At 63.6% G+C, this 13,454-nt stretch carries 9 protein-coding genes and 2 CRISPR repeat arrays (1 of these 11 running past the window's edge); all 9 genes read left to right on the forward strand.

The features are described from left to right. The first annotated feature begins 114 nt into the window (after window positions 1–114). Window positions 115–2,705: a CRISPR direct-repeat array (repeat unit 29 nt; unit sequence GTGCTCCCCGCGTATGCGGGGATGAGCCC). A 499-nt stretch (window positions 2,706–3,204) separates the two neighbouring features. The 9 genes from ACX4ZE_RS00005 (at window position 3,205) to cas2e (ending at window position 13,058) form a co-directional block, all read left to right on the forward strand. Further along, window positions 3,205–3,444 (forward strand): hypothetical protein, encoded by a 240-nt coding sequence (locus ACX4ZE_RS00005; RefSeq protein ID WP_480271156.1) that lies wholly within the window; start codon window positions 3,205–3,207, stop codon window positions 3,442–3,444. Between the two features lie 688 nt (window positions 3,445–4,132). Next, window positions 4,133–6,895: a CRISPR-associated helicase Cas3' gene (gene cas3 / locus ACX4ZE_RS00010; protein ID WP_480271157.1), complete on the forward strand. Its 2,763-nt coding sequence runs from the start codon at window positions 4,133–4,135 to the stop codon at window positions 6,893–6,895. After that, window positions 6,892–8,550, forward strand: coding sequence for a type I-E CRISPR-associated protein Cse1/CasA (casA, locus tag ACX4ZE_RS00015; protein WP_480271158.1), 1,659 nt, complete (start codon window positions 6,892–6,894; stop codon window positions 8,548–8,550). Before cas3 ends, casA begins: the two co-directional genes overlap by 4 nt. Beyond that, window positions 8,522–9,178, forward strand: coding sequence for a type I-E CRISPR-associated protein Cse2/CasB (gene casB, locus ACX4ZE_RS00020; RefSeq protein ID WP_480271159.1), 657 nt, complete (start codon window positions 8,522–8,524; stop codon window positions 9,176–9,178). The genes casA and casB overlap by 29 nt, the downstream gene beginning before the upstream one ends. A gap of 5 nt (window positions 9,179–9,183) precedes the next feature. Further along, on the forward strand, window positions 9,184–10,353 hold the full coding sequence (gene cas7e, locus ACX4ZE_RS00025; RefSeq protein ID WP_480271617.1) for a type I-E CRISPR-associated protein Cas7/Cse4/CasC: 1,170 nt from the start codon (window positions 9,184–9,186) through the stop codon (window positions 10,351–10,353). Beyond that, window positions 10,350–11,057, forward strand: a complete 708-nt coding sequence (cas5e, locus tag ACX4ZE_RS00030) for a type I-E CRISPR-associated protein Cas5/CasD (RefSeq protein ID WP_480271160.1) — start codon at window positions 10,350–10,352, stop codon at window positions 11,055–11,057. The genes cas7e and cas5e overlap by 4 nt, the downstream gene beginning before the upstream one ends. Next, a complete protein-coding gene (gene cas6e / locus ACX4ZE_RS00035) occupies window positions 11,057–11,740 on the forward strand; it encodes a type I-E CRISPR-associated protein Cas6/Cse3/CasE (RefSeq protein ID WP_480271618.1) in 684 nt (227 codons plus the stop codon). Before cas5e ends, cas6e begins: the two co-directional genes overlap by 1 nt. Further along, complete coding sequence (gene cas1e / locus ACX4ZE_RS00040) at window positions 11,737–12,687, forward strand: type I-E CRISPR-associated endonuclease Cas1e (protein WP_480271161.1); 951 nt, start codon at window positions 11,737–11,739, stop codon at window positions 12,685–12,687. The genes cas6e and cas1e overlap by 4 nt, the downstream gene beginning before the upstream one ends. Further along, entirely contained in the window at window positions 12,681–13,058 is a 378-nt protein-coding gene (gene cas2e / locus ACX4ZE_RS00045) for a type I-E CRISPR-associated endoribonuclease Cas2e (RefSeq protein WP_480271162.1), read from the forward strand. The genes cas1e and cas2e overlap by 7 nt, the downstream gene beginning before the upstream one ends. A gap of 40 nt (window positions 13,059–13,098) precedes the next feature. Beyond that, window positions 13,099–13,454: a CRISPR direct-repeat array (repeat unit 29 nt; unit sequence GTGCTCCCCGCGCCCGCGGGGATGAGCCC) (it continues 653 nt past the right edge of the window).

Here is a 13,454-nt window from a genome sequence, read left to right on the forward strand (position 1 = left end):
ATCGCTCTCCGACGCGAACTGCCCGCAGTCGAATTGACAGAGGTACCCTCGTTCTGTCGAACAAAAGTGAATGAAAACTATGCAATCTGCTGAAGAAAGTGCAGGTCAAGAAGTGTGCTCCCCGCGTATGCGGGGATGAGCCCCGGATCATGGCTTACGCCGCGGCCCTTCGGACGTGCTCCCCGCGTATGCGGGGATGAGCCCGTGACCACACCGACGAGGTCGTCGGCTGGCAAGTGCTCCCCGCGTATGCGGGGATGAGCCCCCGCGGGCCAGCCGCTCCGCCTCGGCCAAATGGTGCTCCCCGCGTATGCGGGGATGAGCCCCTTGCGGCGGGCGGTCACGGCGCTATCCAGGGGTGCTCCCCGCGTATGCGGGGATGAGCCCCATCGGTGTTGTTCGCGCCTCGTGCGCGCCGCGTGCTCCCCGCGTATGCGGGGATGAGCCCCGCTGACTCGCGAATTGGTCTTGCAGGGCTTGGTGCTCCCCGCGTATGCGGGGATGAGCCCCGGCCTCCAGTACTCGGCGCAATAAACCCGACGTGCTCCCCGCGTATGCGGGGATGAGCCCGCGACGTTTTCCAATATCACCGAACAGCACAAGTGCTCCCCGCGTATGCGGGGATGAGCCCACATTGTCGTTGGGTCGGTTGCCGTGGTCGGTGTGCTCCCCGCGTATGCGGGGATGAGCCCACGATGATTTGTGCTTGGTCGGGGCCTCCGAAGTGCTCCCCGCGTATGCGGGGATGAGCCCCCTTCACAAGGGACTGGGGCTACGAGTTCGAAGTGCTCCCCGCGTATGCGGGGATGAGCCCCAGCCCGGCTGGCTGTATTCGGGTGGGAACGTGTGCTCCCCGCGTATGCGGGGATGAGCCCATGTTCCACCGCACCAAGCTCAGTCAGCAGGCGTGCTCCCCGCGTATGCGGGGATGAGCCCTTCAGCCGGCCCCACGGCCGGCCTCCATATCCGTGCTCCCCGCGTATGCGGGGATGAGCCCGATCAGCGCCGACACCGACGCAGTACGCCAATGTGCTCCCCGCGTATGCGGGGATGAGCCCGCGCGCGTCGATCCGGTGATCGGTGATGAGCAGTGCTCCCCGCGTATGCGGGGATGAGCCGGACGTGGGCCGCGCCCAACGCCTGGGTTGGTCGTGCTCCCCGCGTATGCGGGGATGAGCCCGCCGCAGCAGGCGCGGCCGAGGTAGCCGACAAGTGCTCCCCGCGTATGCGGGGATGAGCCCCATCCGGAAAGTCCGGACGGTCCACCACTATCGTGCTCCCCGCGTATGCGGGGATGAGCCCTCGGTTGCACCCATGCGGTCACATATTCGTGCGTGCTCCCCGCGTATGCGGGGATGAGCCCCGGCCGTGATCGTGGCGGAGCCGGCGAACGGGGTGCTCCCCGCGTATGCGGGGATGAGCCCGGTGTCCTGGTCTCGTACTGAAACGCCCTCATGTGCTCCCCGCGTATGCGGGGATGAGCCCGGTTCGCTCTACGGCTGCAAGGCCACCGAGCAGTGCTCCCCGCGTATGCGGGGATGAGCCCTGCTTGAGCAACCGCTTCACCGCTGCGAGCTTGTGCTCCCCGCGTATGCGGGGATGAGCCCGTGTCCATCCCGACCTATCTGCGGTACGCCGAGTGCTCCCCGCGTATGCGGGGATGAGCCCCACTGCTCGGCTACATCGACTTCGGCCAGGACGTGCTCCCCGCGTATGCGGGGATGAGCCCCGGCACGCGCCCACGGCAGGTTGCGACGCAGCGTGCTCCCCGCGTATGCGGGGATGAGCCCTGCACCTCGGGCGGCAAGAACGGGTTGCTGTAGTGCTCCCCGCGTATGCGGGGATGAGCCCAGGTACTCGATGACGGTGACGCTGCCGAGTGCGTGCTCCCCGCGTATGCGGGGATGAGCCGCTTTTGCTTCGCGTTTGGTTCGCGTTCGGCGGGTGCTTCCCGCGTATGCGGGGATGAGCCCTCGGTTGCACCCATGCGGTCACATATTCGTGCGTGCTCCCCGCGTATGCGGGGATGAGCCCGGCAGCCAGGACACGGCACCGGTGACCGGGCTGTGCTCCCCGCGTATGCGGGGATGAGCCCTGTCATAGTCCTCGGGCAGCGGATTCCACACGGTGCTCCCCGCGTATGCGGGGATGAGCCCCGCACCAAAAGCTGATCTGGAGGCCGCCCCTTGTGCTCCCCGCGTATGCGGGGATGAGCCCGGCACCGCGAGCGTCACCCTCCACTGCAAAGTGTGCTCCCCGCGTATGCGGGGATGAGCCCTCGGTGACGATGCCGAGCAGCTCGAGCACGGAGTGCTCCCCGCGTATGCGGGGATGAGCCCCGGGGTTGCCGTTATCTCGTTCCTGACCGGATGTGCTCCCCGCGTATGCGGGGATGAGCCCGCCGAAGCCTGCACCGCCTGAGCGGCCAAATGGTGCTCCCCGCGTATGCGGGGATGAGCCCCCGCAGGTCCCGGGGTAGCAGAGGGGTGTCTCGTGCTCCCCGCGTATGCGGGGATGAGCCCGGCGCCCTCTTCAAGCCGGAAGAGATCAAGTCGTGCTCCCCGCGTATGCGGGGATGAGCCCGCAGCCGAGAAGAGGCCAGAAATCAGGGAGTTGTGCTCCCCGCGTATGCGGGGATGAGCCCTGGCCTGCAACTTCGACCGTGGATGCAGCGTCGTGCTCCCCGCGTATACGGGGATAAGCCCCGATCGCCGGGATCGTGTACAGGCTGATTGAGTTTGTCTTCGTTGGACTTTGGTTGAACTTTGGAGAGGCCGCCTATATCCAGCACCCCCAGCATTCGCTGATGGTGCTGGCGCACTGTCGTACCGGACGCAAGCACGCGAGCTCGGACAGCTGTCCCGGATGGTTGTTGGGGCGGGTTTCGTGTGGTCAGCAGGAGACTATGCCGCTGAGGCTTTCTCTTCGTGCTGATCGGAGGTTCTGTGAGTGCCTCATGGGAGAGTCCGGCCTGGCAGGGTTAGCAGGGGATGAATAGTGGTCATATCCCCTGCTCCCCCTTGCCCCGCAAGCGCGGGGAGAAGAAGTGAGCCGGTTCTTCAGCTACCGGATCGAGCTGGGCTCATCCCCGCAGTTGCGGGGAGGTGTTCTCGTGAGCGAGACTACGGGGTAGGGCTCGGCAGCAAGTAACTTGGGCGTTTGTCGGGTTCGGTGATCAGTCGTTTGCGAGTCGATGGTGTGGACTTGGGAAACAATCTGTTGTACCTGGCGGCGCCAGGTACCGCCGCGCTGCCAGCACCAGGCGACGGTATCGGCGATCCAGAGCAGGGGATCTTCTCGTCCCCGGAGGTGCCGGTATTCGATGCCGGTTCCCGAGAGTGCGCACTCCAACAGTTCGCGGTCGAAGGCCACGACCGAGTCATCCCGTTCTATGTAGATTACCCGTGCTCTCAGCGCGATCGCGCGTTCGGCGAGCTGAAGTAGACAATGCGCCCGAGCGTCGAGGTCTGATCTGGAGCTGGACTCGAAGATCTCGCATGTCATACCGAGGCGGAGGAGGGTGCTGACGATTTTTCGCTGGCGCCTCGGCCTCTCCTTGCTCATATGCACACGGGGCTGCCCCCTTATCAGTAGGGCTCGGAGAGCGCGTCTGACCGCAGATTGCCGTTGGGGCGCGATGATGGCTGCGACCAGGAGGAAAGAACGGCTCTTGCTCTCATCGACGTAGATACTGGGTTGCAATCGAACTCCCTTAATGTGGATCTAAGCTATTGGATTGAGCTGTTCAGAGAATAGCCTGCGGAAGTGTGCAGCACCAGCATGCTGATCGCGAAGATGTTGAGCTGCAAGAGGATTGAAAGTAAACCGGTCGGTATGTAAACAGGTTGGTCCTGCGAGTCGTGCAGTTTGGGCGCGGCGAAAGTCGCTCAGTTCGGATATGGGAGTGCCATTGCGGATCGCGCAGCGCTGCACGGGCGAAGACGTGCTACGTCGCGGTGCGATTGTCTCCGCCACATGCCGAGCGGCACCGCGAGCTGTGAAAATGGTTGAACTGGAGCAAAGATGGGTCAAGATTGCTATCTTGCGGTGCGTAGGCAGTTCGGTGCCGAAGTCGGGACGCGAAGTTGTCGGTAGTGGGGTTTATCGTCCAGTGCGTCGAGGAGCTGATCTTGTGGGGGTGGCGATGCTGAGCTCGGCGACATTGTCCGCATGGGCAAAGAGTGATCGTGATGGCGGAAGCTTGTCCCTGGTGAGGCACTTGGCCGATTCCGCTGAGGTTGCGAAGCTGGTGTGGGATCACTGGCTACCACGGCATACGCGGGAGGTGATCTCCCGTGGGCTTCCTGAGGGTGAGCGGGATGGGCGGTTGTTGCTGTGTTGGCTGGCCACTGTGCACGATATCGGGAAGCTGACGCCGGCTTTCGCGTGTCAGGTGCGGGAGTTGGCCGATGCCATGCACGCGCGAGGCCTACCTATGCCGAGCGCTGTGGGAAATCGAAAGGTGCTGCCTCACGGCCTTGCCGGTCAGCTTGCTGTTATCGAATTTCTCGTTGCACTGGGTTGGGAACGTGGGATCGCCGCTACGTATGCGGTGGTGGTTGGTAGTCATCATGGTGTGCCGCCCACTGTGCGGGAAGCGCGCAATGCCCGGTCTCAGAAAGACCTGTTCGGGTCGGGGCAGTGGGATAGGTCGCGCGAGGAGTTGCTGACCTTCGTGACCGAGCGGACCGGTGCGGCGGCTCGATTGGGCGATTGGCAGGCCGTGTCGTTGTCGCTGACACAGCAGAGTTTGTTGACGGCCGCGGTGATTGTGACGGATTGGATCGCGAGCAACCAGGATCTGTTTCCGCTCGATGAGGCACGAGTATCGAGCATCGCGGCGCCCGCCGCATGGAAGTTGCTGGGGTTACCGAGTCCGTGGCAGCCGTCCGGAGCGGTTACTTCGGATGATTCGGCCCGTGGGGATTTCGTGCGTCGGCGATTCGGCTGGCCGGCGTCGGTGGTGGTGCGTCCATTGCAGCTGGAATGTGTGCGGGTTGCCACGGCGATGCCCGAGCCAGGGTTGATGGTAGTGGAGGCACCGATGGGGGAGGGGAAGACCGAGGCGGCGTTGGCTGCGGCGGAGGTGTTGGCGCAGCGGTTCGGCTTCGGTGGGGTTTTCGTCGCGTTGCCGACAATGGCCACATCAGATGCGATGTTCACGCGGGTACGCCAGTGGGTGGAGAATCTACCGGATACGCCATCGTCGATGTTCCTCGCTCATGGGCGTGCGGCATTGAATCCTGAGTTCGCCGCGTTACGCCGGAGAGGTTTCGATTCGATCGGCACCGATTGCGCTGACAGTGGCGTGACCGCGCATGCGTGGTATGTCGGGAAGAAAGGCCCATTGGCGAACGTCGTCGTCGGAACTATCGACCAGGTACTGCGGTTGGCGTTGAAGTCGCGGCATGTGATGCTACGACATTTGGCGATGGCGAACAAGGTCGTGGTGATCGATGAAGTGCACGCCGCGGACAGTTATATGTCCACCTATTTGTGCCGCAGTCTGGAGTGGCTCGCCGCTTACGGTGTTCCTGTCGTGCTGCTGTCCGCGACCTTGCCGCCCGCGCAGCGGGAATCGTTGCTCCGGGCTTACCGTCGCGGGCGCGGGGACAGTGCCGACACGGTAAGTGTGGTTGGTGGCGGCTATCCGCGCATCACCCTGTGGCCCAGCTCGGAACTCGGTAATTCGGTGGCGGCGTCGGGCCGGGTGATCGAAGGAATCGAGATCGAACGGATCGGTGACGATCCTGGCCAGTTGGCCGATATGATCGCGCGGACAACGGCTCTGGACGGAGGGGTGGTGGGGGTGGTGTGCAATACCGTCGCCCGTGCGCAGGATACTTTCACAGCTTTGTCGCGCGCTGGGTTCGCCGATGACGAGTTGTTGCTCGTGCACTCACGTTTTGTCGCGACCCATCGGTCCGACCTGGAGTCACGGTTGCGGTCCGCACTGGGGCCGCCGGGGAAAAGCTTGCGGCCGGGTCGGTTCGTTGTGGTGGGTACCCAAGTGATCGAACAGTCGCTGGATATCGATGTCGACTTGCTGGTGACCGATCTGGCGCCGATGGATCTGCTGCTCCAGCGGATCGGGCGTCTGCACCGGCACCGAAGAAAGCAGCGCCCGATGTGGGTTGCCGCACCGCGATGCTTGATCCGGGGGGCTGATTGGGACGCTGTACCGCCGCAACCGGTACCCGGATCGCAGGCGGTCTACGGTCGTGCCCGTCTCCTTCGATCGGCCGCGGTATTCGAAGCAGGCAAGGTGTCAGCGGTGACTGTGCCCGATGATGTGCCGAGGCTGGTCGCCGAAGCCTACGACGATGACCTCACGGTGCCCGAAGCGTGGACGGCCGTGGTTGCCACTGCTGACGACGACTGGCAAGCGCACGTCGCTGACCAGCGGCGACGGGCGCAGTGGTACCTGTTGACGGCCCCGGACAGCGAGAACCAGACCCTGCACGGGTGGCTGGCGGCAGGGATTCCTGGGGACGCGGACGGTGCCGGTGGGCAGGCGCAGGTGCGGGATGCGGAGGACACCATCGAAGCGATTGTCGTCCAACGCTGTGGTGACGATGTACGTGTTCTTTCCAACGTGCCCGAGATCGGAGGGAGGACTGTGCCGACCGAGACCGAGCCACCGCAGGGACTGGCTAAACGAGTGGCCGCCTGCACGATCCGCCTGCCCGCGTCTCTGACGCGGTATGGCCGCAGGGAGAAGGTGATTCGTGCACTCGAAGACACCTGGTACCCGGGCTGGCAGCACACGCACTGGCTAGCCGGGGAACTGGTGCTGGAACTGAACGAGGACCGTCGTGCGAGTGTGGCTGGGCACGACCTTGAATACGACTCCCGATTGGGATTACTGGTGACATCGACCCAGGACGCGCAATGACCACAATCGCACCCGCTTTCGATCTTCTCGACGAGCCGTGGATCACGGCCATCGACCATTCCGGTGTCGCGCGGGAAATATCTTTGCGCGAGGTGTTCGCTCACGCGGACAGGTTCGCGGCGCTGGGTGGTGAGGTACCGACCCAGGAGTTCGCTATCGTAAGACTGTTGTTGGCGATTTTGCATCGCAGTATCCGGCATCGGCCTGGAACCGCGGTTGATATCTGGTCGCAGTTGTGGAACCAATGGCCGGGCAAGGACATCGACGATTATCTGGTCGAGCAGCGCGACCGCTTCCAACTTTTCCACCCCGCGGCACCGTTCTTCCAGGTTCCCGGTCTGCGTTCGGGAAAGGACGCGGTGAGCTCGCTGGACAAGCTCATCGCCGATGTCCCCAACGGTGCGAAATATTTCACCACCCGCGCCGCGGGCTCGATCGAGCGGATCAGTTTTGCCGAGGCGGCCCGGTGGCTGGTACATGCGCATGCTTTCGACCCGTCCGGGATCAAGACCGGCGCTGAGGGCGACATGCGTGTGAAAGGCGGTAGGGGGTACCCGATCGGCGTCGCCTGGGCCGGTGCCCTGGGCGGGGTGTATCTGGAAGGCGCGAATCTGCGTGAGACGCTGCTGCTCAACCTCGTTCTCGCCGACCCCAACGGTACTCGCTTCAATAGTGGGGACCTACCCGCGTGGGAACGGGGTCCGGACGGGCCGGGTGTCCGCGCAGGCAATGGCCCCAGCGGACCGGTCGATCTGTGCACGTGGCAGAGCAGGCGCGTGCGCCTGATCGCTTCGGACGATGCGGTGACCGGTGTTGTGCTGTGCAACGGGGATGCGCTCGAACCATTCAACAAGCATCTGCTCGAGCCGATGACCGGTTGGCGCTACAGCGAGATCCAATCGAAGAAGATGGGAGAGCCGCGGCATTACCCGTTGCTGCACGATCCGGAGAAGTCATTGTGGCGTGGATTACGCTCCTTGCTCAGTGATGTCGCCAATTCCGCGCCGCCGGCCGGGCGTGCCATCGCACCCGGCGTAGTCGAATGGGTAGGCACGCTCCTCGACCGTGAGGTGTTGCCGGATCGTCATCCGATCCGATTGCACGCGGTCGGAATGCACTACATCAATAATCAGTCGATCGTCGGCGACGTCGTCGATGACGCCATCGGTTTCTCCGCGGCGTTGCTGGCAACGGATCCCAGCCTGCGGATCTGTGCGGTCAACGCTGTCCAGATCGCCGAGAATGCCGTTGATGCGTTGGGCACTTTGGCCGCCGATCTCACCTTGGCTTCCGGTGGCGAACCCGATGGTGCGTGCGGGCGAGCACGCGAAGCGGGTTTCTTCGCACTCGAAGCGCCCTACCGGAATTGGTTGCGTGGTCTCGACCCGCTAGCTGACGACTACGACGGATCGGCCTGCCAATGGGAACAGAGTGTGTACGCGATCATCCGCCGCCTCGGCGACGAATTGATCTCCTCGGCCGGGCAGCAGGCTTGGATCGGTCGTTCGGTCCGGGAGCGCTGGATGGATTCCAGTCGCGCCGACATGTGTTTCCGCAAGCGGTTGCGGGCTCTGCTGCCATCGGTTTTCACTGAGCACATTCGCATTCGGGAAGGGGAAGTAACGGATGGCGAACGCACCGACTTTGCGTGGTGAACGAGAAACCGCGCTCGCCGACTATGTAGACGAAAAGGTCGCGAAATTACAGGATCGGTATCGGCGCCGTGATAGTGAAGCATTGGCGGCGATGGCAAAACTGCGCCGCGGTGTCGGTGGCACGCCAGGAGCAGATCCCGCGCTATGGGAGATGACTCTGGCCGGTATGCCCGAAATCATCACCGCGCGGGAGGTCATGTCCCGCGATGAACGCGACGGTATGGCCACGGTGTGGGAGCGCGCGGCCTACGACGCGATCACCCTGCATGCTCTGCATCAACAATCTCGCAGTGACCGTACGCACCGCCGCGGACCCACGATCGGCACGGCTACAGCCACGCTCGGAGTGCGGGCAGGCGCCCCAGACGCCGTGCGCGCCAGATTCCACGCCCTCGGCACCGCACTCGACCATGATGCCCGACTGACTCACCTGCGCGGCCTGATCTCGCAACTACGCGGCTACGACATTCCTCTCGATTACGCCCGGCTCGCGGTGGACCTCTACCGGCTCGACGACGGCACCTACGCCGACTGGGTGTTGCTGGGATGGGGGCGCGACTACCACCGCAAACCTGTCACCACCCCGAACACCGACAACGACGCACCCGAATCAGGAGACCAGCAGTGAGCAGAATGTTCATCGACGTCCACGTCCTGCAGACAGTGCCGCCGAGCAATATCAACCGAGACGACACGGGCAGCCCCAAAACCGCCGTCTATGGCGGTGTGCGCCGAGCGCGAGTGTCCAGCCAGGCATGGAAACGCGCGACCCGCACAGCATTTCGCGATCTCGTCGACCCGGCAAGCTTGGGTGTGCGTACCAAACGCGTCGTCGAACTCCTCGCCGAACGGATCGAAAGCGCCATCCCGGATGTTGATGCCCGGTTCGTGGCAGCCGCTCAGGTGATAAAAAGCGCCGGCATTGTTCTGGAGAAGCCGAAAAAACGCAAAGAGGCCGCTGACAAAACGGATGCGGATAAAAAGGGCGCCGGCAAAAATGATGCTGGGAAGAAGGTCACCGACGACGCCGAACAATCCAAGTACCTGCTGTTTTTGAGCGCCACCCAGATCGACCGGCTCGCGCAGCTTGCCATCGCCGCAGCCGGCGGCGCCGCAATCGACAAAAGTGCCGCCAAAGCCGCCGCGAACGGCACCGACAGTATCGATGTGGCGCTGTTCGGGCGGATGATCGCCGATTCGGCCGATCTCAATGTCGATGCCGCCGCGCAAGTCGCTCACGCTATCAGCGTCCACGCGGTAAACAATGAATTCGACTACTACACTGCCGTCGACGACCGCGCCCCCGAGGACAACGCAGGCGCGGGAATGATCGGTGTCGTTGAATTCAACTCCTCCACCCTCTATCGCTACGCCACCGTGAACGTCGCCATGCTCGAAAAGAATCTCGGTGATCGGGCCGCTACCGTGCACGCCATCGAGACTTTCTTGAAAGCGTTCGTGTGTAGCATGCCCAGCGGTAAACAGAACACCTTCGCCAACCGCACCCTGCCCGACGCCGTCGTGTTCAGCGTGCGCACCGACCAGCCGGTCAACTTAGTCACCGCGTTCGAGGAACCGGTCGAAGCTTTCGGCGCCGCGCGCTCTAGCGCCGCTGCCAAAGCACTCGCCACCCGATACTCCGCGATAGAGTCCGCGTTCGGCGCGGGTGACACAACAAATTTCGTGGTCATCACTGGCGACGGCGCCGACGCACTCGGCGAGATCGCCGCACCGGTCTCATTCGCCGCAGCCGTCGACGGCGTGACCGAGCGGGTGCGAGCGGCCCTGGGTGTCTCATCGTGACCGTATTGTTGATGAGGCTGGCTGCTCCTTTGCAGTCGTGGGGGGTGGCCAGCCGGTTCGCGCGCCGGGAAACACAGCAGTACCCGTCCAAAAGCGGAATTCTCGGCCTGATCGCCGCCGCACAAGGACGCCGCAGGACCGATCCCATCGAGCAAGCATTGCAGGGCCTGGCATTCGGAGTACGTATCGACCAGCCGGGGCGGCTCGTCCGCGACTTCCAAGTCGCTCTCAGTGTCGACAAGAAGCAGCAGTTCCCGTTGTCGCAACGTTACTACCTCGCTGACGCGGTCTTCCTCGCCGTCGTTCAAGGAGAACACCAACTCATCCAAGGCATCCGCGAAGCCCTGCGCCGTCCGCAGTTCCCGCTGTATCTGGGACGTCGTTCCTGTCCGGTCACCGAACCGCTTGTCTTGGATGAACCAACAGAGCAACCCCTCGGCAAAGCGCTGCACGACACCGATTGGCAAGCCGCGCGCTGGTATCGACGCTCCCAGCACACACGAGTGCGCCTGCCGATCTATCGCGATTTCTTGGATGGCGATCCGGAAGGGCAACTTCGTGAACGGGTCCGCGATATGCCGCTGAGCTTCGATCCCGTTCGCCGCGAATACGGATGGCGGACTGTAGTAGAGGACTTCACCACAGTGACCAACCCGGATGGCCGCAACGGCCACCAACCATTAGCGGCATTGGGAGGGGAATGATGTTCCTGTCACGTGTGCCGCTCAACCCGGCGCGAGCGGGCACCAGAAAATTCCTGTCTTCTCCCCAGAGTAGCCACGCTGCCGTCATGGCAGCCTTCCCACCCGAACACTCTGCGGGATCGAACAACGGATCCGGACGAGTGCTGTGGCGCATCGACCGCCGCGACAACAACATTGACCTGTATGTAGTCAGCCCACACGAACCCGACTTCACTCATATCGTGGAACAAGCCGGATGGCCGACTATCACCGCATGGGCCACCCGCAAATACGCCCCGTTACTCGACGGCCTCACCGAAGAACAGCAGTGGCACTTCCGGTTGACCGCCAACCCCATCCGCGCGGCTATGAACCGGACCAGCGACGGACCTCTTACCCGCGGCAAACCGACCGGGCTCACCGCAGCTGATCAAATGTCATGGCTACAAACGAAAGCAGGCCACAACGGCTTCCGGCTCGGTATCTGTCGAAGTCCGCAGGGCAACATCCCTGATGCCACGATCACGCAACGATCCGCCTTGCGTTTCCGGCGCGGCCCCGCGACCGTCACACTGTCGACGGCCACCTACGAAGGAATCCTCGTAGTCACCGATCCACACACATTGCGTGCTGCACTGATCAACGGTATCGGACGAGCGAAAGGATACGGTTGCGGCCTGATGACCCTAGCCCCGATCACATGACCGACCAGCCCGCAAGCCGCCCGATCCGCATTGGTGAGTTGGTCCGCGCCCGTGACAGGCTCTCGTTCATCTACCTCGAACGCGCCACCGTGCACCGCGATGGCAACGCTGTCACTGCCACCGACGAACGTGGCGTCGTCCACATTCCCGCGGCCACGATCGGAGCGCTACTGCTCGGCCCAGGAACCCGGGTCACGCATCAGGCGATGCTGCTGCTGGCCGAGAGCGGATCGACAGCGGTATGGGTCGGCGAACGCGGAGTGCGCTACTACGCGCACGGCCGTAGCCTGGCCAGAAGCTCTCGTCTGCTCGAAGCGCAAGCCGTCGCCGTCACCAACCAGACCTCCAGGCTGCGCGTCGCGCGAGCGATGTACGAAATGCGTTTCCCAGGTGAGGATGTCGCCGGGTTGACGATGCAGCAACTCCGTGGACGCGAAGGCGCCCGTATCCGTCGCCTCTACCGGCTCCACGCCGAACGCACTGGCGTGACATGGAACCGACGCCACTACGACCCCAGCGACTTCGATGCAGGCGACGCGGTCAACCAAGCCCTCTCCTCGGCCACCACCTGCCTGTACGGAATCGTCCATGCGGTAGTCGTTGCGCTCGGCTGCGCACCTGGACTCGGATTCATCCATACCGGACACGAACGATCTTTTGTATTCGACCTCGCCGATCTCTACAAAGCCGAATTCGCCATTCCCGCAGCATTCGACGCCGCCGCTGAAGGCGGTGACGACGTTCCTGCGGCGACTCGTCGGGCAGTCCGAGACGCAGTCCACTCTGGCCGTTTGCTCGAACGCTGCTGCACAGACATCTACGCACTCTTGCTGCCCGACGAACCGGAAGGCGCTGCGGAATGGGACACGGACATCGTGGAGTTGTGGGATCGCAAAGGCACTGTAGCCGGGGGTATCTCCTATAGCGATGAGGAAGTGCCGTGGTAGTTCTCGTACTCAGCGCTTGTCCCGCAGGCCTCCGCGGCCACCTCACCCGCTGGTTCCTCGAAATCAGCCCCGGAGTATTCGTAGGCATCGCCAGCGCCCGCGTCCGCGAACTCGCCTGGCAACGAGTCACCGAGCTTTCGAAAGATGGCCGTGCCATCATGATCCACTCCACCAGAGGCGAACAGAGACTCGCCTTCAAAGTCCACCGCCACGACTGGCAACCCGTCGACTTCGACGGAATCCACCTGATGCGCCGACCACACACCAGCGACATCGCGCGAGGAGGAGCCCGCGCCGGATGGAGTAAAGCCAGCCGATACTACCGAGCAGCCAAAAAACGAGCCATCGACCGGCCGAACGAAAGTGAATGAAAATCGACTCTTCTGCTCAAGAACCCGCAGTTCAGGAAGTGTGCTCCCCGCGCCCGCGGGGATGAGCCCGACCAGCCCGGCGTGTGGATCGTCGCACAGGAGTGTGCTCCCCGCGCCCGCGGGGATGAGCCCCCCTCGCGGCGATTCTGACCGTCCATCGTGACGTGCTCCCCGCGCCCGCGGGGATGAGCCCACGGGAACTTTCCGTTTCTGATTTCATAGCGGGTGCTCCCCGCGCCCGCGGGGATGAGCCCCTCCTGCGACGTTGCGGATGTGGTCGATCCTCGTGCTCCCCGCGCCCGCGGGGATGAGCCCTGCAGCACCGGCGACGGATGCCGCATCGCCATGTGCTCCCCGCGCCCGCGGGGATGAGCCCACCATGGACACGCCCGTGCC

The organism is Nocardia sp. TBRC8007, from assembly GCF_056629435.1.